The organism is Streptomyces sp. DSM 116793 (genome assembly GCF_057320905.1).
This window is the reverse complement of sequence record NZ_CM170494.1, coordinates 4,860,501-4,884,529: the sequence shown is the minus strand read 5'-3', so window position 1 is coordinate 4,884,529 and position 24,029 is coordinate 4,860,501. Positions and strand designations below refer to the sequence as shown.

The 24,029-nt window shown below is 71.8% G+C and carries 19 protein-coding genes and 2 pseudogenes; 14 read left to right on the top strand and 7 right to left on the bottom strand.

The genetic code is table 11. The features are described from left to right. The first annotated feature begins 67 nt into the window (after positions 1-67). The 6 genes from ACSMXW_RS18900 (at position 68) to pstB (ending at position 7,118) form a co-directional block, all read left to right on the top strand. Positions 68-1,438, top strand: a complete 1,371-nt coding sequence (locus ACSMXW_RS18900; protein WP_485797885.1) for a CHAD domain-containing protein — start codon at positions 68-70, stop codon at positions 1,436-1,438. A 221-nt stretch (positions 1,439-1,659) separates the two neighbouring features. Next, positions 1,660-2,085: an NUDIX hydrolase gene (locus tag ACSMXW_RS18895; protein WP_485808146.1), complete on the top strand. Its 426-nt coding sequence runs from the start codon at positions 1,660-1,662 to the stop codon at positions 2,083-2,085. Between the two features lie 883 nt (positions 2,086-2,968). Beyond that, positions 2,969-4,099 carry a phosphate ABC transporter substrate-binding protein PstS gene (gene pstS / locus ACSMXW_RS18890; protein ID WP_485797884.1) on the top strand — a complete coding sequence of 377 codons (1,131 nt, stop codon included), beginning with the start codon at positions 2,969-2,971 and terminating at the stop codon, positions 4,097-4,099. 140 nt (positions 4,100-4,239) lie between these two features. Next, on the top strand, positions 4,240-5,244 hold the full coding sequence (gene pstC, locus ACSMXW_RS18885; RefSeq protein ID WP_485797883.1) for a phosphate ABC transporter permease subunit PstC: 1,005 nt from the start codon (positions 4,240-4,242) through the stop codon (positions 5,242-5,244). Continuing rightward, positions 5,241-6,302, top strand: coding sequence for a phosphate ABC transporter permease PstA (gene pstA, locus ACSMXW_RS18880; RefSeq protein ID WP_485797882.1), 1,062 nt, complete (start codon positions 5,241-5,243; stop codon positions 6,300-6,302). Before pstC ends, pstA begins: the two co-directional genes overlap by 4 nt. Positions 6,303-6,341: 39 nt before the next feature. Then, positions 6,342-7,118 (top strand): phosphate ABC transporter ATP-binding protein PstB, encoded by a 777-nt coding sequence (gene pstB / locus ACSMXW_RS18875; RefSeq protein WP_485797881.1) that lies wholly within the window; start codon positions 6,342-6,344, stop codon positions 7,116-7,118. Between the two features lie 320 nt (positions 7,119-7,438). On the opposite strand, the gene ACSMXW_RS18870 is transcribed toward pstB, so the two are convergent. After that, the gene (locus ACSMXW_RS18870) at positions 7,439-8,437 is read right to left on the bottom strand and encodes an anion permease (RefSeq protein WP_485797880.1); all 999 of its coding nucleotides are present in this window, start codon (positions 8,435-8,437) and stop codon (positions 7,439-7,441) included. Between the two features lie 6 nt (positions 8,438-8,443). Next, the gene (locus ACSMXW_RS18865; RefSeq protein ID WP_485797879.1) at positions 8,444-9,064 is read right to left on the bottom strand and encodes a DUF47 domain-containing protein; all 621 of its coding nucleotides are present in this window, start codon (positions 9,062-9,064) and stop codon (positions 8,444-8,446) included. A gap of 797 nt (positions 9,065-9,861) precedes the next feature. Here ACSMXW_RS18865 and ACSMXW_RS18860 point away from each other — a divergent pair. Next, positions 9,862-10,272 carry a metal-sensitive transcriptional regulator gene (locus ACSMXW_RS18860; RefSeq protein WP_485797878.1) on the top strand — a complete coding sequence of 137 codons (411 nt, stop codon included), beginning with the start codon at positions 9,862-9,864 and terminating at the stop codon, positions 10,270-10,272. A 775-nt stretch (positions 10,273-11,047) separates the two neighbouring features. Here ACSMXW_RS18860 and ACSMXW_RS18855 read toward each other — a convergent pair. Then, entirely contained in the window at positions 11,048-11,218 is a 171-nt protein-coding gene (locus tag ACSMXW_RS18855; protein ID WP_485797877.1) for a hypothetical protein, read from the bottom strand. Between the two features lie 215 nt (positions 11,219-11,433). Then, a complete protein-coding gene (locus tag ACSMXW_RS18850) occupies positions 11,434-12,273 on the bottom strand; it encodes an SCO4651 family lipoprotein (RefSeq protein WP_485797876.1) in 840 nt (279 codons plus the stop codon). A gap of 147 nt (positions 12,274-12,420) precedes the next feature. Between ACSMXW_RS18850 and ACSMXW_RS18845 the strand changes: the two genes are divergently transcribed. Beyond that, entirely contained in the window at positions 12,421-12,630 is a 210-nt protein-coding gene (locus ACSMXW_RS18845) for a hypothetical protein (protein WP_485808144.1), read from the top strand. A 288-nt stretch (positions 12,631-12,918) separates the two neighbouring features. Continuing rightward, entirely contained in the window at positions 12,919-14,481 is a 1,563-nt protein-coding gene (locus ACSMXW_RS18840) for an FAD-binding oxidoreductase (RefSeq protein ID WP_485797875.1), read from the top strand. A gap of 530 nt (positions 14,482-15,011) precedes the next feature. Here the strand turns inward: ACSMXW_RS18840 and ACSMXW_RS18835 are convergent. Both ACSMXW_RS18835 and ACSMXW_RS18830 read right to left on the bottom strand, forming a co-directional pair. Further along, positions 15,012-15,644, bottom strand: a pseudogene (locus tag ACSMXW_RS18835) (phosphatase PAP2 family protein); the annotation flags it as partial. Positions 15,645-15,917: 273 nt separating this feature from the next. Next, positions 15,918-16,937, bottom strand: coding sequence for a C40 family peptidase (locus tag ACSMXW_RS18830; protein ID WP_485797874.1), 1,020 nt, complete (start codon positions 16,935-16,937; stop codon positions 15,918-15,920). A 268-nt stretch (positions 16,938-17,205) separates the two neighbouring features. Between ACSMXW_RS18830 and ACSMXW_RS18825 the strand changes: the two are divergent. Further along, a pseudogene (locus tag ACSMXW_RS18825) lies at positions 17,206-17,433 on the top strand (DUF397 domain-containing protein); the annotation flags it as partial. A gap of 544 nt (positions 17,434-17,977) precedes the next feature. On the opposite strand, the gene ACSMXW_RS18820 reads toward ACSMXW_RS18825, so the two are convergent. Further along, a complete protein-coding gene (locus ACSMXW_RS18820; RefSeq protein ID WP_485797873.1) occupies positions 17,978-18,595 on the bottom strand; it encodes a cysteine hydrolase family protein in 618 nt (205 codons plus the stop codon). 749 nt (positions 18,596-19,344) lie between these two features. Between ACSMXW_RS18820 and ACSMXW_RS18815 the strand changes: the two genes are divergently transcribed. From ACSMXW_RS18815 to ACSMXW_RS18800, 4 genes are all read left to right on the top strand, one after another. After that, positions 19,345-20,886 carry a hypothetical protein gene (locus ACSMXW_RS18815; RefSeq protein WP_485797872.1) on the top strand — a complete coding sequence of 514 codons (1,542 nt, stop codon included), beginning with the start codon at positions 19,345-19,347 and terminating at the stop codon, positions 20,884-20,886. A 355-nt stretch (positions 20,887-21,241) separates the two neighbouring features. Then, complete coding sequence (locus ACSMXW_RS18810; RefSeq protein WP_485808143.1) at positions 21,242-21,550, top strand: hypothetical protein; 309 nt, start codon at positions 21,242-21,244, stop codon at positions 21,548-21,550. 273 nt (positions 21,551-21,823) lie between these two features. Beyond that, complete coding sequence (locus ACSMXW_RS18805) at positions 21,824-22,684, top strand: DUF8175 domain-containg protein (protein ID WP_485797871.1); 861 nt, start codon at positions 21,824-21,826, stop codon at positions 22,682-22,684. Further along, positions 22,674-24,026, top strand: a complete 1,353-nt coding sequence (locus ACSMXW_RS18800) for a hypothetical protein (protein ID WP_485797870.1) — start codon at positions 22,674-22,676, stop codon at positions 24,024-24,026. Before ACSMXW_RS18805 ends, ACSMXW_RS18800 begins: the two co-directional genes overlap by 11 nt. The last annotated feature ends 3 nt before the right edge of the window (positions 24,027-24,029 follow it).

Here is a 24,029-nt window from a genome sequence, read left to right as displayed (position 1 = left end):
GAACGGCAGGCACGGGAACGCCCCGCCCGGTGCACCGGGCAAGGCGTACGGCTATGGGGGGCGGGCCATGAGTGGCGAGGTAGTGCGGGCCGTGAGCAGCGATGTCGTCAGCGGCGACGCACTGACGGAGCACCTGCAGAAGCAGGCCACGGAATTCCTCCGCTCCCTGCGGCTGCACCGCGAGAGCGGGGGCGCGGGCAGCGGCGGCGAGGGTTCCGCGGAGGCCGCACGCGCCCTGCGTGCTGCCGCGCGCCGGATCGGCAGCGCCCTGCACACGTTCCGGCCGCTGCTCGATCCCGAGTGGTCCGACACACTCCGCACCGAGTTGGCCTGGCTGGCCGGCACCTTGGGCCGTGAGCACGCCAGCGCGGCCCGGCTGGAACGCCTCCTGAGCGCGCTGCACCGGCTCTCCGGCGCCGCGGTGCTGCCGCGTGAGCAGCCGGTGGGAGCGCTCGGGGGCACGGCGGGCGCGATGGACGGCGCCGTGGGCGCGGTGCGCACCGCGGGCGTGCGCGCGGGCGCAGGCTCCGGTGCCGGGCGTGCTGGGGCGTTGTCCGCGGTGCCGCGGCCGGCGGCCGGCGGTTCGCTGGACGGGCCGCCCGCCGCGCCGCCGTCCGGCACCCTCACGGTGGGTGCGGCCAAGGCGGGCGCGCTGCTGGAGCGGCAGCTCACGCTGGCCAGGACCCGTGCGCACTCCACGGCCCTGCAGGCGCTCGGCTCGTCGCGGTTCCACGCCGTCGCCGACCGGGTCGCCGTGCTCGCCAGCGAGGTGCCGCTCACGCCCGGCGCCGCGGGCCAGGACCTGAAGCCGCTGGCCGAGGAGGCGGAGGCCCGGCTCGCCGAGGCGATCGCCGCCCTGCCGTTGCAGCGCGCCGGCCGGCCGTACAACGCCGATGGGCTGATGCACGGCCTCGCCGCCGACCCGGCGCCGCAGTCCCAGGACGCCCCCTGGCATCAGGTGCGGCTGCTGCTGCGGCTGCACCGCTACGCCCGGGAGGTGCTGCTCGGCGGCCGTGCCGACCCGTCCGGCGCGGCCCTGCTGGACGGCGCGGCGCCCCTGGCCGGCCGCGGCGCCGGGCTGCCGGACTCCGTCGGGAACGGTGGCGGGGGGAACGGAGTGATCGGCGGGAACGGCGGGAACGGAGTGAATGGCGGAGCCGGCGGGAACGGGGCGGCCGGCGGGGTCCCCGGTGAGCCCGCCGGCTACGGCGACGACGCCACCGGGCTGCGCCTCGCCGAGGCCGGCCGGGCGCTCGACCTGCACCACGACGCCGCGGAGGCGGCGGCCGCGGCGGCCGCCGCGGCCCGCACCCCCCGGATCGCCCCGGCGACCGCCTATGCGCTCGGGGTGCTCCACGCGGACCAGCGGCAGGAGGTGGAGGCGGCGCGGTTCGCGTTCCAGGACATCTGGCTGCGGGAGGTGGTGGGGCCACGGTGAGGACGCACGACGGCGGCGGGGGCGGCGAAGCCCCTGCGGAGAACGGGCGCGTGGAGAACGACCGCGTGGAGAACGACCGCGTGGAGAACGACCGCGTGGAGAACGACCGCCGGGACGGTCACGCGGACAACGGTCACGCGGACAACGGCCACGCGGACAACGGCCGCCGGAACGGGTACGCGGAGAACGACCGCCCGGACGGTCGCGCCGGGCGGCGGGTCATCCTGGCCGCGGGCTGCGTCCTGTGGCGGCCGGCCCCCGGCGGGGGCGGCATCGAGCTGGCGCTGGTGCACCGGCCGAAGTGGCAGGACTGGTCGCACCCGAAGGGCAAGCTCAAGCGCCGGGAGGACGCACGGCAGGCGGCCGTGCGCGAGGTGCTGGAGGAGACCGGCATGACCTGCGTGCTGGGCGCCGAGCTGCCCACCATGCGGTACCGCGTGGAGGGGCGGCCCAAGGAGGTGCGGTACTGGGCCGCGGAGGCGACCGGCGGGGCCTTCGTGCCGAGCCGTGAGGTCGATCGCGTGGTGTGGCTGCCGCCCGCGGAGGCCCGCGCCCGGCTCACCCAGGACCGCGACCGCGCCCTCGTCGACGCGCTTCTTGCCGCGCGGGCGGCGTACCGGATGCGCGCGGACGCGGGCGGGCGCTGAGCCGGGGGGTGTCCCCGGCGCCCCTGGTGGCCCCTGTGGGGTCCTCGGCGGCCCCCTGTGGTTCCTCGACGGCCCCCTGGGGTGCCTCCGGCGGCCCTCGGCCGCTCCCCGTTGCGGCTTCTGTCTGCGGACTCCTGTCTGCGGACTCCTGTCTGCCGTACCTGCATGCGCCTTCGGCGCCTCTCCCGGGCTTCGCCCGGTCCGTCCCGTCCAGCCCCTTGCGGCCATCACTGCGGCCATCCGCCGGTGGGGGCTGTTCGCGCAGTTCCCCGCGCCCCTTCGTGCGCGCCCGAACCGCCCAGGACCCGGCCCCCGCACCAGGCGGGGCACATCCCCAAGCCGGCCCCGCGCTCCCTTTGTGCGCACCCGAACCGCCCAGAACCCGGCCCCCGCGCCAAGCGGGGCACACCCCCAACCCCGCTCCACGCCCATCGGGCGCACCCGGACCGCCCGAGGTCCGGCACCCGTGTCTACGCCAACCCCACACACCTCGGCCACCCCGACGCTTCCGGGCCGAAACGGAATTCATCCTTCCGTGGACACGCACCGGCACACACTCCCGTGCCGCTCCCCGTGCGCTCCGGGGCACCGCTTCCGAACTCTTGTCCGCAGAGCATGAAAACCGCAGGTCAGACCCTGTAAATGGGCCGTTTCCGAGTGAGTACGCGCTTCCGTGAGCATTCCGTGACCTAACCAGGCCGCCCGCCGAGGTTCACCCTCCGTTTACCTCGGTCCATTGGGCGCTTCACCTCATCTGCCTAATTTCGGCCTTACACGGTGCGCGCCGCACCCCACAGGCGGCCCTCCACCGCCTAACAGTCACGAAACGCAAACCGACTTGCGCCGCCCACGGGAGGGCGGCTCCCGGAAGGAATCCCCTCAAGTGAAGCTTCAGCGCAAGAACCGGCTTCGCGCCCTGTCTCTCGGCGCCGTCGCCGTCTCCGGCGCCCTGGCCCTCACGGCGTGCGGCTCGGACGACACCGGCGGCAGCAGCACCACTTCCGGCGGCGACGCCGCCCAGACCAGCTCGATCAAGTGCGACGACGCCAAGGGCGAGCTGCTCGCCGCGGGTTCCTCGGCGCAGAAGAACGCCATCGACGCCTGGGTGAAGAACTACACGGCGGCCTGCAAGGACGTCCGGATCAACTACAACCCGAACGGCTCCGGCGCCGGCGTCACCGCGTTCATCCAGGGCCAGACCGCGTTCTCCGGCTCCGACTCGGCGCTGAAGCCCGAGGAGATCCAGCAGTCCAAGAAGGTCTGCAAGGACAGCCAGGCCATCGACCTGCCGATGGTGGGCGGCCCGATCGCGGTCGGCTACAACGTGCCGGGCGTCGACAACCTCGTCCTGGACGCGCCGACCCTCGCCAAGATCTTCAACAACAAGATCAAGACCTGGAACGACAAGGCGATCAAGGCCCTCAACCCCGGCGCCAAGCTGCCGAGCACCAAGATCCAGGCGTTCCACCGCTCGGACGAGTCCGGCACCACGGACAACTTCACCAAGTACCTGAAGGCCGCGGCGCCGAGCGACTGGACGTACTCGGGCGGCAAGTCGTGGCAGGCCAAGGGCGGCCAGTCCGCCACCGGCTCCTCCGGCCTCGCCCAGCAGGTCAAGCAGACCCCGGGCGCCATCTCCTACTTCGAGCTGTCGTACGCGGGCAGCGACATCCACACGGTCGAGCTGAAGACCAAGGCCTCCCAGCCGGTGCAGGCCACCGTCGACAACGCCTCCAAGGCCATCGCCGAGGCCAAGGTCGCCGGCCAGGGCAAGGACCTCGCCCTGGACCTGAACTACACCCCGAGCGCCGAGGGTGCGTACCCGATCACCCTCGTCACCTACGAGATCGCCTGCGAGAAGGGCAACAAGGCGGACACCCTGGCCGCCACCAAGTCCTTCCTCACCTACATCGCCAGCGAGGACGGCCAGGCCCTGCTGAAGAAGGCCAGCTACGCCCCGCTGCCCGACGAGATCGCCACCAAGGTCCGCAGCACCATCGCGAGCCTGAGCTGACCTGAGTGTGCGGGCGGAGCGCCTCGTTCCCGAGGCCCCGCCCGCACCGTCCGGTGCACCGCCGCCTGGAGCCACCCCCACTGGGGGTACCTCCCACGCTTTGAGGCAGTGGGGGGAGGCCCCGCAGACCGGAGAATCTCATGGACACAACCACCAAGAACCCCACCGCGCCCCCCGTGCCCGGCCCTCCCGACGCCGAGCCGACCCGGGCCGCCCGGGGTGCCACCCGCCCCGGCGACCGGATATTCCTCGGTCTGTCCCGGGGTTCCGGCATCCTCCTGCTGCTGATCATGGCAGCCATCGCGGCCTTCCTGACCTACCGCGCGGCCATCATCGTCTCCAAGGACCACGGCAACTTCTTCACCACCTTCGAGTGGAACCCGACGATGGACCCGCCGGTCTTCGGTATCGCGGTCCTCGCCTTCGGCACCGTGGTCTCGTCGGTGATCGCCATGGCCCTCGCCGTCCCCGTGGCCGTCAGCATCGCGCTGTTCCTCACCCACTACGCGCCCCGGAAGCTGAGCGGCCCGATCGCCTACGTGATCGACCTGCTGGCCGCCGTGCCGTCCATCGTGTACGGCCTGTGGGGCGCGCTGGTGCTCGTCCCGCACCTGAACGGCCTGTTCGGCTGGCTCGACCAGTACTTCGGCTGGACCGGCATCTTCGAGTGGCAGGGCGGCGCGCCCCGCTCCCTGCTCACCGCCAGCATCCTGCTCGCGATCATGATCCTGCCGATCATCACGAACGTGAGCCGTGAGGTCTTCCGGCAGGTCCCGCAGATGCAGCAGGAGGCGGCCCTCGCGCTGGGCGCCACCCGCTGGGAGGTCATCCGCATGTCGGTGCTGCCGTTCGGCCGCTCCGGCGTGGTCTCCGCGAGCATGCTCGGCCTCGGCCGTGCGCTCGGCGAGACGATGGCCGTGGCCACGGTCCTGTCGCCCACCTTCGAGATCCACGCCAGCCTGCTCGACCCGGGCGGCGGCACCTTCGCCCAGAACATCGCCAGCAAGTTCGGCGAGGCCACCGAGCAGGGCCGGGACGCGCTGATCGCGTCCGGTCTGGTGCTCTTCGTCATCACCCTGCTGGTCAACGGCGCGGCCCGCGCGATCATCGCCCGCCGCAAGGAGTACTCGGGGGCCAACGCATGACACACGCAACCGTCTCCGGCACGGGCCGCAGCACCCTGCAGGGCGCCCGGCTGCCGCGCTGGTCGCCCTGGGCGATCGCGGGCGGTGCCATCGTCGTCGCCGTCGCCATCGGCCTCGGCGCCGGGCTGAGCAGCAGGATCCAGTGGGGCCTGATCGCCGCCGTGCTCTTCGTCCTCGGCACGTATGCGCTCTCCGCCCGCACCGAGGGCCGGCGGCAGGCCAAGGACCGGGTGGCCACCAGCGTCGTCTGGGTGGCCTTCGTCATCGCCGTCATCCCGCTGGCCTCGCTCATCTACGCGACCGTCAAGCGCGGTGTGAAGGTCTTCAACGGCTACTTCCTCACCCACTCGATGGGCGTGGTCGCCGACACCGAGCCGGGCGGCGGCATCTACCACGCGATCATCGGCACCCTGGAGCAGGTCGGCATCGCCACCCTGATCGCCGTGCCGATCGGCGCGCTCACCGCGATCTACCTCGTCGAGTACGGGCGCGGCAGGCTGGCCACCGCAGTGACCTTCTTCGTGGACGTCATGACGGGCATCCCGTCGATCGTCTCCGGCCTGTTCATCCTCAGCCTGGTGCTGATCCTGAAGCTGGGGCCGTCCGGCTTCTCCGGTTCGCTGGCGCTGTCGATCCTGATGATGCCGGTCGTGGTGCGCTCCACGGAGGAGATGCTCAAGCTCGTCCCGAACGAGCTGCGGGAGGCCTCGCTCGCGCTGGGGGTGCCCAAGTGGCGCACCATCCTCAAGGTGGTGCTGCCGACGTCCATCGGCGGCATCACCACCGGTGTGATGCTCGCCATCGCGCGTATCACCGGCGAGACCGCGCCCGTGCTGCTGCTCGTGTGGGGCACCGGCTTCATCAACAACAACCCCTTCGAGGGCGCCCAGGCCTCGCTGCCGCTGTACATCTACCAGCAGTACGCGAACAGCGCCGGCTCCACCGCGGCGTACGACCGCGCCTGGGCCGCCGCCCTGGCCCTGATCGCCTTCGTCATGATCCTCAACCTGGTGGCCCGCGGCATCGCCCGCTGGAAGGCACCCTCAACAGGTCGCTGACGCGGCCACGGCGACCTCGCGAAAGAAGCGGTGATTCACATGGCCAAGCGAATAGACGTCAGCGGACTGACCGCCTACTACGGCTCCCACAAGGCGATCGAGGACATCTCGATGACGGTGGAGCCCCGCTCCGTGACCGCCTTCATCGGCCCGTCCGGCTGCGGCAAGTCCACGTTCCTGCGCACCCTCAACCGGATGCACGAGGTCACCACCGGCGGCCGCGTGGAGGGCAAGGTGCTGCTGGACGACGAGGACCTGTACGGCGCGCACGTCGACCCGGTGGCGGTGCGCCGCACCGTCGGCATGGTGTTCCAGCGGCCGAACCCGTTCCCCACCATGTCGATCTACGACAACGTGGCGGCCGGACTCAGGCTCAACGGCTCGTACAAGAAGAGCGAGCTGAACGACATCGTCGAGAAGTCCCTCAAGGGCGCCAACCTCTGGAACGAGGTCAAGGACCGCCTGAACAAGCCGGGTTCGGGGCTGTCCGGCGGACAGCAGCAGCGGTTGTGCATCGCGCGGGCGATCGCCGTCGAGCCGGACGTGCTGCTGATGGACGAGCCCTGCTCGGCGCTCGACCCGATCTCGACGCTCGCCATCGAGGACCTGATCGGGGAGCTGAAGGAGCGCTTCACGATCGTCATCGTGACGCACAACATGCAGCAGGCGGCCCGGGTCTCCGACCGCACCGCGTTCTTCAACCTCTCGGCGGTCGGCCAGCCCGGCAGGCTCATCGAGATCGACGAGACGGAGCGGATCTTCTCCAACCCGTCCGTGCAGGCGACCGAGGACTACATCTCGGGCCGCTTCGGCTGAACCCCTCGCGGTGCTGCATGGCGGTGCCACCGCGAGGTCACCAGGGCCCGCCCCCACCGGCTACCGAGGGGGCGGGCCCGCATACGTCCACGGCCCTGCCCGCCACCATGAGCCTGCCCACGCCACGTCCGCGTCGTCCGCGTCCGTCGTCCACATGCCCGTCGTCCATGTCCGTCGTCCACATGCCCGTCGTCCACGTCCGTCGTCCACATGCCCGTCGTCCACGTCCGTCGTCCACATGCCCGTCGTCCGCGTCCGGGTGCCCCGCGGGCCGGCCGGGAGGCCGTTGAATCAGCTGAACCAGCCGGAGAGCCGGTGGGTCAGCCGAACAGGAACCACACGATCCAGTAGCACACGGCGGCCACCAGCGCGGCGGCCGGCATCGTGATGAACCACCCCATCACGATGTTCTTGGCCACCCCCCAGCGGACCGCGTTGACCCGCTTCGTCGCCCCGACCCCCATGATCGCCGAAGTGATCACGTGCGTCGTGGAGATCGGCGCGTGGAAGAGGTACGCGGAACCGAACATGATCGCCGCGCCGGTGCTCTCCGCGGCGAACCCCTGCGGCGGATCAAGCTCGATGATCTTCCGCCCCAGCGTCCGCATGATCCGCCACCCGCCCGCGTACGTGCCGAGCGACAGCATCACCGCGCAGACCACCTTGACCCAGACCGGGATCTCGTCGTCGCTGCCCTGCACCCCGGAGATGACGAGCGCCAGCACCACCACGCCGATGGTCTTCTGGGCGTCCTGAAGACCGTGCCCGAGCGCCATCGCCGCCGCCGACACCGTCTGTGCCACGCGGAAGCCCCGCTTGGCCTTGTGCGGGTTGGCGTGCCGGAAGAGCCAGAGGATCAGCAGCATCACCAGGAAGCCGATGACCAGTCCGATGGCGGGCGACACGAACATCGGAATGACGATCTTGTCGATCACGCCCGACCAGATCACCGTGATCCCACCCGCGAGCGCCGCCCCCACAAGGCCGCCGAACAGGGCGTGCGAGGACGACGACGGCAGGCCGAAGTACCAGGTGATCAGGTTCCAGATGATCGCCCCGACCAGCGCGGCGAACAGGATCGCCATGCCCTTGCTGCCGTGCGGCGTCGAGATCAGGCCCTTGCTGACGGTCTCGGCGACCTCGTTGCCGAGGAAGGCGCCGGCGAGGTTCATCACCGCGGCCATCGCCAGCGCCGCCCTGGGCGTCAGCGCCCGCGTGGACACCGAGGTCGCGATCGCGTTCGCCGAGTCGTGGAAGCCGTTGGTATAGGCGAAGAAGAGCGCGACGAAAATCGTGATGATCAGGACAAAGGTGTCCACAATTCCTCAGGACTCCTTGACCGCGATGGTCTCCACCGTGTTGGCCACGTGCTCGAACGCATCGGCCGCCTCCTCCAGCACATCCACGATCTGCTTGAGCTTCAGCACCTCGATCGCGTCGTACTTGCCGTTGAAAAGGTGGGCGAGCAGCTTGCGGTGGATCTGGTCGGCCTGGTTCTCCAGGCGGTTGACCTCGATCCAGTACTCGGTGAGGTTCTCCATGGTGCGCAGGTTCGGCATGGCCTCGGCGGTGAGGTCGGCGGCCCGCGCCAGCACCTCGATCTGCTGCTCCACGCCCCTCGGCAGCTCGTCGATCTGGTAGAGGACCACCAGGTCGACGGCCTCCTCCATGAAGTCCATGATGTCGTCGAGCTCGGAGGCCAGCGCGTAGATGTCCTCGCGGTCGAAGGGAGTGATGAAGGAGGAGTTCAGCTGGTGGAAGATCGCATGGGTGGCGTCGTCCCCCGCGTGCTCCGCGGCCCGCATCCGTTCTGCGATCTCGGCCCTGGCGGAGGAGTCCGCCCCGAGCAGTTCCATGAGGAGCTTCGAGCCCGTGACGATGTTGTCCGCGGACGCGGCGAACATGTCGTAGAAGCTCGTCTCCCTGGGGGTCAGACGAAAGCGCACGTAGGGTCCTCGGGTCCTCTGGGTCTCGGTCAGGCTGATGCTAGGCACATCATCCGGCCACGGCTAACCGGCGTCCACCAGTGTCGCCCATCGGTCACTGCGATCAGCACGCGGTCTTGTCCACCGTCGCATACCCGGGAAAATTCGGTACAGTATACCCATCGGGGGTATAAGAATTCGGGCGCGCACTGGGGCAATTCAAGGGGTTCGCCCCTCTGTGTTGCGATCATTTTCGGCCGCCCCAGCATGGCCAAGGCTGATTCCGACCAGCCCGTCGCGGCGATGGGAATGGTTGCGACAGGGTGGAAAATGTGGGATTTCGCACGTTGCGGGGGTGGGTGGGGCGAGTTCACGGGGCCCGTGGGGCTCCGTGAACGGGTGCGTCGGCGGGGCGATGAGTCGGCCGGTCCGGCAGAGTCAGGTAGAGCAGCAGTCAGGCAGTGCACGAAGTCGAGTGGTGCAGCAGTCGGGCACGGCAGGCGGAGTCACGGAGAGCAGCAGCGGAGGACGCTATGACGACCACAGGGGCCGGCGCGGACGCAGCGGCCGCCGGCGCGAGGGCCGGCACGGCGGCCGGTACCGGTGCGGACGGGGTGACCGATACGGGTGCGGGTGGCGGTGCCGGTACGGGTAGCGGTGCCGGTACGCGTGGCGGTGCCCGTGCGGGTGGCGGTGCCGGTACGGGTAGCGGTGCCCGTGCGGGTGGCGGTGTCGGCGAGGTGACCGGTGCCAGTGCGGTGGCTCGCGCGGGGGCGGGGGCGGCGGGTGCCGCCGGTGCGGCGGGCGGTGCGGGAGCGGTGTCCGGTTCGCGTCCGGCGGGCGGTTCACGTGCGGCGGGCGGTACGGGCACGGCGGGCGGTGCGGGTGGCGCGCCGGAGGCCGCGCAGGAGGGCGCGCAGGAGGTGGTCACGGACCACGACCGCGGGATCCACGGGTACCACAAGCAGAAGGACGACCACCTGAAGCGGCTGCGCCGCATCGAGGGCCAGATCCGGGGCCTGCAGCGGATGGTCGACGAGGACGTCTACTGCATCGACATACTCACCCAGGTCTCCGCCTCCACCAAGGCCCTCCAGTCCTTCGCCCTCCAACTGCTGGAGGAACACCTCCGCCACTGCGTCGCGGACGCCGCGCTGAAGGGCGGCACGGAGATCGACGCAAAGGTGGAGGAGGCCACCAGGGCGATCGGCCGCCTGCTGCGCACATGACCGCCGGCGCCCCGGCTGCCGGACGGCGTTCCAGCAGAACGAGCACCCGTCCGGCACCGGGGCCCGGCGCACCCGGGCCCTTCCCCCACTCCGGCCGTACCTGGGGGCTTGCCCACTTCCGCCGTTCCCAGGGGTTCTCCCACTGCGGCCGTTCCCAGGGGCTTTCCCCCTTCCGCCGTACCCAGTCGCTCTGCCTCACTCCAGCCGCGGCCAGACACTCTCCCCACTCCAGCCGTGGCCAGGGCCCTTCCCCGCTCCCGCCGTACCGAGGCGCCTACCCCCACCCCCACTTACGCCGTACCCAGACGCCTTCCCCACTCCCGCCGCAACGGCGAGCAACCCCCCGCAAGCAGACCGGCGGTGCCGAACTCACCCGAGCCGACGCCGCCGCACGGGCCGCAACCCGCCAACACACCGCTCCCCCACCGCACCGACCGCTTCCCCACCGCACACACCGCTCCCCCCACCACCGCGCAGACCGCTACCCCCGCCGAAACACCCACTGCCCCGCCGCCCAGCGCACAGCGCCCGGCACTGCGGCAGCGGAGACGGGAGATCGGCCCACCGCACCATGCCCGCCCGCAGGGCGAAGGCCCCGGACGTCCGCCCGCCGCTCCGTGCCCGCCAGGGCGAAGACCCCGGACGCCCCGGCGCTCCGTGCCCGCCCGCCAGGGCGAAGGACCGTACACCGCCCGCCCGCCGCACTATGCCCGCCCGCCAGGGCGAAGGAATCCGGACACGCACCCACCGCACCGGCTGTCTCAAAAGCGCGGCGTCAAAGTCCCGCGCGTGGCCGTTCCTCGGCCACTTTCAGCACCTCGTCGATGCGGTCGGCGCTGAGCCGTTCCCCATCCGCGGCCGACGCCGCAATGATCAGTTCGCCGCACAGCTCGATCTCGGCGAGGGCGATGTGGTCCTGTACGGCCATTTCACGCACGAGAGCCATGCACATCACCTCTTCCTGCCGTTACCGGCTTCCCAGCGTAGGCAGCGGCCTACGCATGGCGCATGGCACGGACGGACCATTTCCGGCGCCCCGTACACCCCCCATGCGCACCCCTCACGCCCGCAGTTCCACCCCCGCACACCCCCGCGAGCCCCCTACCCCAGCCAGGCGTCCGCAGTCACATGCCCCACAACCCCGCCCCGCGATCCCGCGCCCTACGACTCCGCGATCTTTCCCGCGTAGATGTCCTCCGGGTCGGGCAGCCGTACGGCCGCGGGGGCGCCGAAGTCGTACAGGAGCGTGACCGACATGACGGCGACGGGCTTGTCCGTGCGGCCGTTGTCGTAGCTGAAGCGGTGCCGGACCTTGCGGACACGGCCCTCCTCGTCGAGGTACGCGTCGAACGGCACCTGCGCCCTGGAGAGTCCGTGCGCGGCCGCGGCCAGCACCTGCCCGTCCGCACCGGGGTCGACGGCACGGGCCGCGCGGGCGAGGTCCGCCACCCCGCGGTAGTGCCGCACGGGCGTGCCCGCCACCTCGGACTCGCCCAGGTATGCCACCCGCCGCGCGCCCGCGAGGATCTGCGCCGCGGCCAGCGGGTCCGTGGCGCCGCCGGTGACCAGGTTCCCGTCCGACAGCGATGCGGTGTCGACCCGAACCCATTTGTCCGCGGGCACCCCGGCGCCGCGGTTCTTCATGTAGAGGGCGCCGGGGGCGAGGAGTTCGGTGATGGGCCGGTGCTCCTCGACGCCCGAGGGGTCCGGCGGCAGCACCACCCGGAGCCTGCCGAGCCGCGCCCGGTAGTCGTAGACGCCCTCGCCGCGGATGGTGACCCGGGTACCACCGGTGGCCATCACCATCGCCGTACTGGCCCGGGAAGTGCCCTCTCCGACCAGCACACGGGCGGCGTCGCGCACGGCGTCGACCGGATCGACGGCGCGCCGGCTGTCGGCCGCGGCTCCGCCGCCCGAACAACCGGCGGTGGCGCACACCAGACCCGCCACCGCGGCGGCCGTCGTGACCGCCCTGCCGACCCTCCCGTGCTGCACCACCATCGCCTGCCAACCCCCAGAACCCGTCCGTCGGTGTGGCCCCCCTTGTTGTCCGGTTAACGACCGGTAAGAGCACTTGTCACGCGCCTGCCGATCAGCCGGGCCGGGCAGGCCTGAGGCTCGCCGGGCCCGGGTACCGTCACCTCCGTGGTGTGGCAGCGGGAATCGGCGGAGCACTCTCCGGACGGCCATCGCACGACCACCGTCGAGCAGGGCCGCTTCTGCACGGCCCGGTGCACATGCGGCTGGCGCGGTCCGGCCCGCCGGGCCCGCAGCCGGGCCCGCGCGGACGCCGAGGAGCACACCGCGGCGGGCGCCGGCCGGGGTCTGTCCGGCGCCGCCCCGGCCGGCCCCGGCTGACTCCCTTCGTACAAGCGTCCTTGAGCGGAACCCGGGACCCCACTTGCACCGTCTGGTCCTTGCGAGAGCCGGCCGCGAACGGGCCCGCGCGGGCAGTGGGACCGCAACGGCATCCGGCGGCCGGGCCGGACCGGACCCGTTCGGGACGGGCGCCGATCCGTTCGGGACAGGCGCCGGATCCGTTCAGGACAGGCGCCGGACGGCCCGCCGGGTGCGGGCGCGAGAGGCCGAGAGACGAGGACTCTCCCGGTGGGACCCCCGGGAGCACGACGGGAGACGGGACGGCACATGGAGAGGCGCACTTTCGTGGGCGCGGGGGCCGGGGTGCTGGCCGCCGCGGTGACGGCCGGCTGTAGGAGCGGCAGCTCGAACAGCGGCGGGGCCCCCGCGGGCACCGGCGGCGGGGCCCGGACCTCCTCGGGTGGCGGCGCCCCCGGGCCGGCGGCTCCGGCCGACCTGAAGGCGCTCGCCGGTGACCTGAACGGCACGCTCGTCCGCCCCGGCGACGCCTCCTGGACGACCGCCCGCCAGCTCTACAACACCCGCTTCGACGGCCTGAAGCCCGCCGCCGTCGCCTATGTCTCGGATACCGACGACATCCGCACCGTCCTCTCCTACGCCCGCGCCCGCAAGGTCAAGGTCTCCATCCGCAACGGCGGCCACTCGTACGCGGGCTGGTCCTCCGGCGACGACCGCCTCATCATCGACGTCTCGAAGATGGCGAGCGTACGGGCGAGCGGCTCGGAGGCGGTGGTCGGCGCGGGGGCCAAGCTCATCGACGTCTACCGCACCCTCTCCGCCAAGGGCGTGACCATCCCCGCCGGTTCCTGCCCCACGGTCGGCGTCTCGGGCCTCACCCTCGGCGGAGGCCACGGGGTCGCCTCCCGGGCCTACGGCCTGACCTGCGACAGCCTCACCCAGGCCACCCTGATCACCGCCGACGGCAAGCAGCTCACCGCCAGCGAGTCGGAGAACAGCGACCTCTTCTGGGCGCTGCGCGGCGCGGGAAACGGCAACTTCGGCGTGGTCACCGAGCTGCGCTTCCGTACCCACGCGGCGCCGCAGGGCGTGGCCGCCTATATGACCTGGCCCTGGAGCATGGCGACCGCCGTCATAGCGGGCTGGCAGGAGTGGGGCCCTGACCAGGCGGACGAGATCTGGTCGGCGGCGCATATCGACAGTGCTGCGGGCGGTACACCCACCATCTCCATCTCCGCCTTCTCTCTGGGCACCTACGGCGAACTTCAGAACGCCGTCGACCGCCTCGCCGACCGCATCGGCTCCTCCGCGCGCAGCGTCTCGCTGCGGCGGCGCTCGTACGAGGCGTCCATGGAGGTGTACGCGGGCTGCTCCTCGTACACCGATACTCAGTGTCACCTCCAGGGCCCAACTCCGGGAAGGGCGCCCGAAGGCGTGCTGGGGCGCGAGACCTACGCCGCGCGCTCCGACTTCTTCGACCGCTCTCTCTCCGACGCGGGCATCCGGACACTGCTGGCGCAGATGCGGTCCGTCTCGGGGGGCGCCGGCAGCGTCGCGCTCACCGCGCTGGGCGGCGCCGTCAACCGCGTCGATCCCATGGCGACCGCGTTCGTGCACCGGCGTTCACGCATGCTCGCCCAGTACCTGGTGTCCTGGCCGGCCGGCTCCTCCGGCTCCACCGCGCAGTCCTGGCTGGACCGCGCCCACTCGGCCATGCGCCCCTACGCCTCCGGCGCGGCCTACCAGAACTACACCGACTCCACCCTCAAGGACTGGCGCTCCGCCTACTTCGGCCAGGCCGCGGGTCGGCTGAGCAAGGTGAAGAAGCAGTACGACCCGGAGGGGTTCTTCAGTTATCCACAGGCCGTGTAGCGGCACGCTGCCGTGCTGCCTTGGACGGGCCCGGGCAGGTCCGTGGCCCGGCCCGGGGCGCCAGGGTGGCCCCTGCCCCCGCCCCCACAGCCCCGGGCGGCACGCCGGTCCAACACCACGGCAACCCGCCTCGGCCTCGCCGACAGATCGAGTCGCCGCCAGGAGCGGCGGCTCGCGGGCGTCGTCCGCTATGCCGCCAGGTCGGGCTCGCTCGGTCCCTGCGGGTCGCGCGGACCTGGCTTCTGCGGATCCTGCGGGGCCCGGCTCACCTGAGCCGGGGCCTCGTCGTCCGTCTCGGTGCCGGAACGCCGCGCCGTGTCCTGCCCGGACCGCCGCGCCCGCTCCGTACCGGGCTGTAACGCCGCCTCGGAGCCCTGGTCGGCCCCGTTCGCGGTGTCCGGCCGGGCCGTGGCGGCGGGCCAGGTGGACGGGGCCGGTTCTGCGCCGTCCGTGGCAGCGGACGCAGCGCCGGACTGCTGCGCGGGTTCCGCCCGGGGTGTTCCGTCGTCGGCCAGGGAGAGGTGCGCGTCCTTGGAACGGGCCCGGATCAGCCAGCCGGCCCGCACGGACCGCCCCACCGCCTTCGTCAGCGGTGTCAGGGCGGCGGACGCCAGCGGTGACAGCAGGAGGACGACCGCCGTGCCCAGCGCGAATCCGCCTATGACGTCGGTCGGGTAGTGCACGCCGAGGAAGACCCGGCAGAAGCCCTCGGCCAGGGCCATCGCGATCCCGATGAGCCCGAATTTCCGGCTGGCGACGAAGAGCCCGGCCGCCATGGCCATGGCGAGAGTGGCATGGTCGCTGACGAACGAGTAGTCGTGCTTGCCATGGATCAGGACGTCGATCCCGTCGTGGTCCACGAACGGGCGCGGGCGTCCGACGAACCCGCGGATGGGCACATTGACCAGCACGGCGATGCCGGCGGCCAACGGGGTCCAGAGCACCGCGGCAACCGAGGAGGCGGCGGCGTCCAGCGAGGGGGCGTGCCTGCGCTGGCTCCACCAGCACATCAGGACGAGGAGGAGCAGGCCGATCAGCAGGCCGTACTCGCCGAGGAACTCCACCGTGCGGTCCAGCCACCCGGGCGAGCCCTTGGCCAGGCCATTGATGTCGTAGAGCAGGCTGACGTCAGGGTTCGACCCGGACGTTGCGAGTCCAGCCATCGCGCAGCGGCCCCTTCGTCTTCTCTCGTCTGCTCACCGGCGCACGTCGCTGTGCACCGCTCTCACCACCCCCCGTGGCCGCGGGCCCGCTCCGACGGAGCCCGCGTCAGCCAGCTCACGTCTTCGAAAGCCCACCAACCCCAGCCTTTCTGAGGAACGCACAGTCTCTGTCCACACGTTCCGCTCTCAACCGAAAGATCATGCAGAAGTTACCGAAGAGAGACTCAATCGCCGCAGTTCAGGGGGCAGCTTTGACGGAGAGTCAATAGACGGTCACGCCGATGACGGCGGGTTGTCGGGCAGCGCCTCGGCGCCATCTCGGGTGACCCGGGTTGCCCCGAAATAGTCAGGTGTGTCGATCGGGTCGAACCGGACTTTGGTGTTCGACCTCGGCGCGTCGATCATGTACCCCCCACCCACGTATATGCCCACATGCCGGATCGCCCGGGAGTTCGTCAGGTCGTCCGAGAAGAAGACCAGGTCGCCTGGGAGCAGCTCCTTGCGGCCGGGGTGCGGGCCGGCGTTGTACTGGTCGTTCGCCACGCGCGGCAGGGTGATGCCCACCGAGGCGTAGGCCGCCTTGGTGAGGCCGGAGCAGTCGAAGCGGCCGCCCTGCTCCGGCGTGCCGTTGCCACCCCAGAGGTAGGGCGTGCCGATCTTCTTCTGCGCGAAGTAGATCGCCCCCGCCGCCTGCTTCGAGGGAGCCACCCGTGCGGCGGGCTTGGCGAAGCTCTTCTCCAGGCTGGTGATCGTCTTGACGTAGTTCTGCGTCTCCCGGTACGGCGGGACGCCGTTGTACTTGATGACCGCGTAGGCGCCTGCGTTGTACGCGGCGAGCATGTTCTCCGTCTGGTCGCCGGCGGCGTCCTTCACGTAGGAGGCCAGCTTGCAGTCGTAGGTGGCGGCGGAGGGGATGGCGTCGCCGGGGTCGTACACATCGGCTTTGCCGTCGCCGTTGCCGTCGATGCCGTGGGTGGCCCAGGTGCCGGGGATGAACTGGGCTATGCCCTCGGCGTCGGCCGCGCTTCGGGCGTTCGGATTGAAGCCGCTCTCCTGGTAGAGCTGGGCCGCCAGCAGGGCCGGATTGATGGCCGGGCACAGATGGCCCCAGTCCTGGACGATGCTCTGGTACGCGGCGGGCACGGACCCCTCCGCCAGGTCGACCGCCGCTCCGCCGGCCGCGCCCCCGAGGTTCCCCGCTGCCATGTACGTCCCGACGACGAGCACCACGAGAAACGACAGGCCTCCGCCGCCGGCGAGCCCCGCGACCAGCCATGCCTTACGCACCGTCAACCCCCCTTCGCCGCCCGGTAATCCACCGAGCGCCAGTGTAGGCGGGCAGCAGGGGCCGTGGGGATGGCGCCGGAAGCCTGTGGATAACCGCCTGTGGAAAACCTCCCGGGTGGTGCGCGCAGCCGCCCTCGCCTTTAACCACGTGGCACGGAACCGCGGTGACGATACGGTGGCCGCGGAATGTCCCGCCCACGGAGCGGCACGGCCCGCTCGCCCCGGCACCCGCCGCCTCGCTCCGTCCGGCCCCCTCTCAAGGAACCGACGACCCGTGTCCGAGCACACCAACCCGGCGGACCTCGACTGGGTCCGCGCCGCCCCCGACGACGCCACGGGCCCCGGCCCCTGGATCGAGGTCGCCTTCGGCCCGGCCGACCACGTCTACCTGCGCGAGACCAGCAACCCCGAGAACGTCGTGACCACCACCCGCCGCAAGTGGGACGCCTTCGTCCTCGGCGTCCGCGCCGGCGAGTTCGACCACTTCGTGGCCGGGCTCGACGCACAGCCCGGCGACGGACTGCCCGGCCCGGGAGCGCTCCCGCAGGACACCGCTCCGACCGCGGGAAACGGCCTCCCCGCCGGATCGGGCGGACTGCCGGGCGCCGGCACGGAACTCGCCGACCGCCGCCCCGGCGGCCTGGACGCCCAGGTGTGAGTGCACAGGGCCCCGCGCGGCCGACCGCGGCCGCGGGTGGCCGGCCGCGGCCGCGCGCCGCTGGGGCGCGGTCGCGGGGCGCTGGGGCGCGGTCGCGGGGCCGCAGGGCCGCGGGTGGCTGACCGGTGCTCCCCAGCAGACCGGCACCGGCGGCCGACCGCCAGGCCCATCTGACCGGCACCGGCGCCGGCGGCCGACGGCCGACGGCCGGCCTGAACGACCTGACCCTGACAGCCGACGGCCGACCTGACGCCCCGGCAACAACAGCCGACCGGCGAGGCTCAGCCCGAGGCGAGGCTCAGCCGACCAGCGAGTCCCAGCCGACCAGCGAGTCCCAGCCGACCAGCCAGCCACAGCCGACCAGCCAGCCACAGCCGACCCACGAGCCTCAGCCGGCCGCCGGGGACTGGCCCAGCACGTGGGGCAGCTCCGCGATGCCCAGCACATCCGCCTGACGCGGGAAGACCCGCTCCATCAGGACCTCGTGCGCCTGGGCGTCCGGGTCGGCGCAGCCGTCGGAGAGGACCAGGAGCCGGTAGTCGCGGTCGGCCGCGTCGCGGACCGTGGACAACACGACCCCGCTCGTGGAGATGCCCGCCAGCGCCAGGGTCGTGATGCCGCGCCGGGTGAGCTGCTCGTGCAGGTCCGTGGTGGAGAAGCTGCCGACCCGCGTCTTGCGCACCACGACGTCGCCCTCGGCCGGCGCGAGCTCCCGGACGACGGCGGTCTCTGGTCCGTCGGCGTCCATGCCGCCGCGGGCCGCGATCGCCGAGAACATCTTGTTCGCCGGTGGCACCGCCGCGAGATCCTCGGGGGTGAAGCCGACGCGTACGTAACCGATGGTGCCGCCCGCCCGGCGCACCGTGGTGATCGCGTCCCCCACCCGGCGCACCAGGGCGGCGCCCTCGGTCTCGGGCAGCAGCCCCACGATGGACGTCTGGTAGTCCATCACGAGGAGCGCGGTCCGCCGCGGATCCGCCGCGGCCTCCGGTACGGACGTCGTCATGAGGTGCCTCCGTCGCGACCCGTCTTCTTGATCACGCCGACCCTACCCGTCCCACCCACCGGAGCCCCGCCCGGGGACGGGCGAGTCGGGCCGCGATCCGACCGCCACCACGCCACCGGGGGCCAGTCCCCGGTGGCCGCTGGTATCCCTGTGCCGTCGGCAACGGAGGACCCGGTCCCCGGGCCCTCTGCCGGAGCTCTTCCGCGCAGGGCAAACCCGCACCGGGCCCTGTCCGGCCTGGCTAAGGTGAACCTGTGGAATCGCTGTGATCCTGCCCTGTACCCGGGCAGAATTCACTCAGCAGCAGGGGTGGGAACGCACAGCCGCACGCACAGCCGCACGCACAGCCGCACGCGCGCCGGACGCGCGCCGGACGCGCGCCGGACGTCGTCCGGCAATCAGGGGGAGTCGCGATGGCCTGGGATCAGCCGCGGGAAGAGCGCGGAGAGGCGGGAGACGCGGGAGACGCGGGCAAGGACACGAGCAAGGCCACGAGCAAGGCCAGGGGCGAGACGGGCAAGGACGGAGGCGGCGTCGCCCCGGATCCGGGTGGCGCCCCGGACCCGCGGGTGACCCCGGGCCCGATCCCGGCCGCCGCCCCGGACCCGCGCGCGGCCCCGGGCACGCCCTTCGGTGCCTCCTTCGGCGCCCCACCGCCACCTCCGCACCCGCCGGCGGTCCCGGCGTTCCCACCCGCACCCGGGGCACTCCCCGCACCCAAGGTCCCACCAACGTCCGGGGCCCCTTCGATGCCACCCGCGCCGCCCCCACCGGCCGCACCGCCCGAACCCCCCGCACCGGCCGACCCCCTGCGGGCCGCCGCCGTGGCGCTGCTCAATCTGAGCGGTCTGGGCCTCGGGTACGCCCTGACACGCCGCTGGTTCGCCATGGTCGTCTGCTGGGCCGCGACCGGCCTCCTGCTGGTGTCGGCACTCCCCGCGGATCCGGACGGCGTCTCCGGCAGGAACGTCCTCGCCTACCTCGCCTTCCTGGCGCTCGCCGCCGCGCACGGCGCACTGCGCGGCCTGCGCACCCGGCTGTCCTGGCCCCCGCAGGCCCCCGTCGCCGCCGCACTCGGCCTGGTGCTCCTGGCCGTGCCCGCCGGAGGCGTCGTCCTGTACGGCAACGCCAGGGACGAGGCCATCGAGCAGGCCCTGCTCGACCGGCTCGACCAGGCGGACAAGCTCGTCCAGGCCGCAAAGAACGAGCCATTCAGCGCGGCCCAGCCGGACTTCGACGAGGCCCTGGCGACCTACCGCGATCTCGACAGCAAACACTCCGACTCGCGCGCCGGCAGGCGCGTACCGGACAGCCTGACGAAGTACTACAGGGCAGTCGCCACGCCCTACGACCAGAAGAAGTACTGCGACGCGGTCGAGCGCCTGAAGTACCTGCGCGAGGTGCCCGACAGCTTCGGCAGGCAGCGCCTGGGCACCTTGGCGACCTGGCCCGACGACCGGCTGGCGACCTCCTTCTACGAGTGCGGCATCGACGGCCTGGGCAACGACAAGGGGGACACCGAGAAAGGCGACCTCGCCCAGCTCCTGACCACCTTCCCCGAGTCCCCGCAGGCCGCCAAGGTGGAGCCCGCCCTCAGCGACACCATCGACGCCGCCGCCAAGGACCTCGGCGGCAGCGACCCCTGCCCCGCCACCGACCGGCTGCGCATCCTCGGCGACCAGGCCTCCGCGCTGCCCGGCGAGAGGGCCGGCATCGCCGACGCGCTCTCCAAGGACGCCCACAAGGCCGACGAGAAGGTGCAGTCCGGCACGTATGCGTGCGGCGTGGACCAGTACAAGGACAAGGACTTCGCCGGCGCCCTCGACACGTTGAACGACTTCGTCGACACCTACAAGCACGACAAGAACCGCGACCGCGCCAAGAAGATCGCGATAGCCGCGGAGATCGCCAAGAGCGTCCCGGCGGCGGGCAGGCACCTGCCCTCCGGCGGCTCGGGCGGCAGCATCCCCGTGACCATCAAGAACGACAGCCCCGACGAGATCGAGATCCTCTACACGGGCCCCGTCACCGGCAGTTTCAAGCTCGGCGCGTGCCACGGCTGCTCGACCTACTTCAGTGAGGCGGCGGCGTCGGTGTCCGCCTGCAAGGACAGCGGCAGGCACTACCCGGCGAGGACGATCCGCCTGCCCGTCGGCACCACGTACTTCCTGCACAAGTCCACGGGCTCCTCGACCAGCGTCGGTACGGACACCGCCAAGATCGAATCGGGCTACACCTACACGGAGTGCGCCTACGTCGTGCAGAGCTTCGGCTCCGGGTACAGCTCCTAGGACGACGGCACCAGGAGGGATCCCGAAGGAGAGAGGCCGAAGCGAGGCGGTCTTTCGGAGACGACGGCGCCCCAGGGAGAGTTGCTCCTCGAAAACGACGGCTTCCTGGGGTCACGCCCTGGTCGTACGCGCCGTTCCGGAAGCGCGCCGCAGCCGCGCAAGCCCGCGCCCACGGCCCCCGCCTGACCGCCGCTCGGGGAACATCCATGCGACATCCGGTTGTGGATCCGCACGAAACACGCCATCCGATGACGCAGGACCGCCATCCACGGGCATCATTGTCAGCGAGAATGATGCGTGACCTCTGCACGACGGCAGAGAGAGCGGAACTACCCAACAGGGGGCGGTGAGTTACATGCTTATGGCAGCCGACAAGGGCGATATCTCCACCATCATCGGCGGAATCGCCCCAGACTGGGGGCCCTTCGGAAGCCTGGGCGCCGAAGCACGGGTGATGATCGAGGTCGTGATGGCCGTCGCCATCCTCCTCTGCCTCGGCATCGCGATCTGGGGCGCGGCCAAGCAGCGCATCGGTGCCACGGCACTGCGCGACACCTTCAGCGCGGAGCAGGGCAAGGGCCTGATCATCGCGGGCCTGACCGGAGTCTTCATCATCGGCTCGCTCGGCACGCTCTTCACCATCGTGTACGGCATGGCCGTCTAGCCGCGGCCGCCCGGAGCGGCGGATCCGCGCCCCTGTCCGTCCCCCGAGCGCCCGGACCGGCAGCCGGTCAGGACCCGTCGCCCGGCCGCCCCTCGTGTCCCACCGATCCCATCCGCCTCCGCCGACCCGTCCGCCCGATCCACCCGCCGTGCCCACCGACTGAGGTTGCTTCTCCCTGATGTCGAGTCACCACACCGCAACCACGCGGCAAGCAGCACGGCCACTACCGTCGTACAACGGGGTCCAGCTCAAAGGCGAGGGAGCGAACGCGGCATGAGTCTCGGCGACGATCAGGGGTACGGCGGCGAGCGCGGCTACGGCGGCGCTCCGGGCCGCGGCGCGGGACGGGCGGGCCAGACCCGCACCCGGCTCCCGGAGGGCGACAGCGCCCCCTACGGCTCCGGGCGCCGTCCCGCCACACGCGGCACCCGGAGCCTTGTCACGGTCGTCGGTGTCATCGTCCTCCTCATCGCCGCCATCGCGTTCGCGAACCGTGGTGGCGGGGATTCCGGCTCCGCCGCCGACGACAAGAAACCGGGCACCTCACCCACCTCCGCCACCGGCAAGCGCCCCGTGAGCACCACCTCCGAGAACGGCATCCCCTCCGGCTTCGCCCACGACGAGCAGGGGGCCCAGAGTGCGGCGGCCAACTACGCGGTGGCCCTGGGGTCGGCAGACATGTTCGACAAGGGCAGGCGCGACGGCATCCTGGAGGCGATCGTCGCGCCGTCCAGGGTCGACGACTTCAAGAGCAGATTCGACAAGGCGTACTCACCTCGGTTCGAGAAGACGGTCGGCCTCAACGACGACGGTTCGGCCCCCGAGGGCTACACCTTCGTCTCCCGCACCAGCCCCATCGGCACCAAGGCCGGCGACTTCTCCGGCGACCGGGCCACCGTCTCCGTCTGGTGCGGCGGACTGCTGGGGCTGGCCGGCGAGAAATCCAACACCCCGGTGACCGACAACTGGTTCACGATCACCATGACGCTCCAGTGGACCGCCGACGACTGGAAGATCGTCGACCAGTCGCAGAAGGACGGCCCCTCACCGGTCCCGGGCGACAACCGGGCGTCCAGCGCCGACGAGATCGCCAAGGCGGTCGAAGGGTACGGAGGCTTCACGTATGCCCGCTAACGCCCGCGCACTCAAGCTCGCCGCCGTGACAGCGGCCGTGCAGAGCGCCGCCGTGCTGCTCGCCACGCGTGCCGTCGCCGCGCCCGACCCCGGCAAAGGCGACGACTGCGCCCCCGGACCCGCCAGGGACCTCTGCCCCGGCGGCTCCGGCGGCGGCTCCACGCCCCCGGACGTGTCGAACCCCCTGGACCCCCTCTCGTCCCTCGCCAAGGGCTGCGCCGACGCCGCCTCCTGGACCATCGACCAGCTCAGCAAGACCGTGAAGGAGACCGCCAACGTCGACTTCACCAACCCCACCTTCCTGAAGCAGTACGCCGTCGTGTTCGCCGCGTCGACGATCCTGACGCTGCTCCTGTGGCTGCTGGCCGTCGCCAAGCGCGCGGTGCGCGGTGTGCCGCTGACGACCGCGCTGTCCGAGGCGATCGGGTTCCTGTGGCTGACGGTGCTCGCGTCCGCCTTCACCCCGCTGATCCTGTACACGGTGGTGTCGGCGGCGGACAGCGTCACCGATGTGCTCGCGAAGACCACCGGCGGCCAGACGGACGTGTTCTTCGGCTCGTTCTCGGACGCGCTGAAGAAGGGCGACGACATCGGCGGCGGCCCGATCATGCTGATCGTCGTCTCCCTGGTGTCGATCCTCGCCGCGGGAGTGCTCTGGCTGGAACTCGTCATCAGGGCGGCGCTGCTCTACGTGGGCGCCCTGCTGGGCACCGTCGTCTACGCGGGCCTCGTCGACAAGAACATGTGGGGCCACGTCCGCCGCTGGGCGGGCATCATGATCGCCGTCATCCTCGTCAAGCCGATCATCGTGATCGTCCTCGGCCTGGCGGGCGCCCTGAGCGCGTCCGACGACGGGCCCGGCGCGTTCTCCGCCGTGGTCTCCGGACTCGCCATCATCCTGCTGGCCATCTTCGCCAGCGCCGTCATCTACCGGTTCGTGCCCGGCTTCGGCGACGAGATCGCCAACACCCGCAACAACCGCATTCACCAGGGCGCCGAGAACCGCGCGGCCGCCGTCATCAGCTCCCCGGCCGCCCTCGTCTCCCAGGGCATCAAGACGCACAGCACCCGCGGCCGCGCCGACGAGGGCGCCGCGGCCGGCCCGGGCGGCGGCCAGGGCCCGGTACCGGCGAACCCGGCGAGCGGCGGCGTGGCCGCCCACAGCACCCGGCCGTCCGACGGCGGCACCGTGGGCGGCATGGGCGGCGGGGGCGGCCCCGTACCGGCCGCGCCCCCGGCGCCCCGCAGCAGCCCCGTCAACACCCCGCACGCGGCCACCAACAGGGGTGGCCCCGCTGGCAGCGGCGGCAGCAATCGCACAGGAGGAGGTGACGGGCGTTGACGA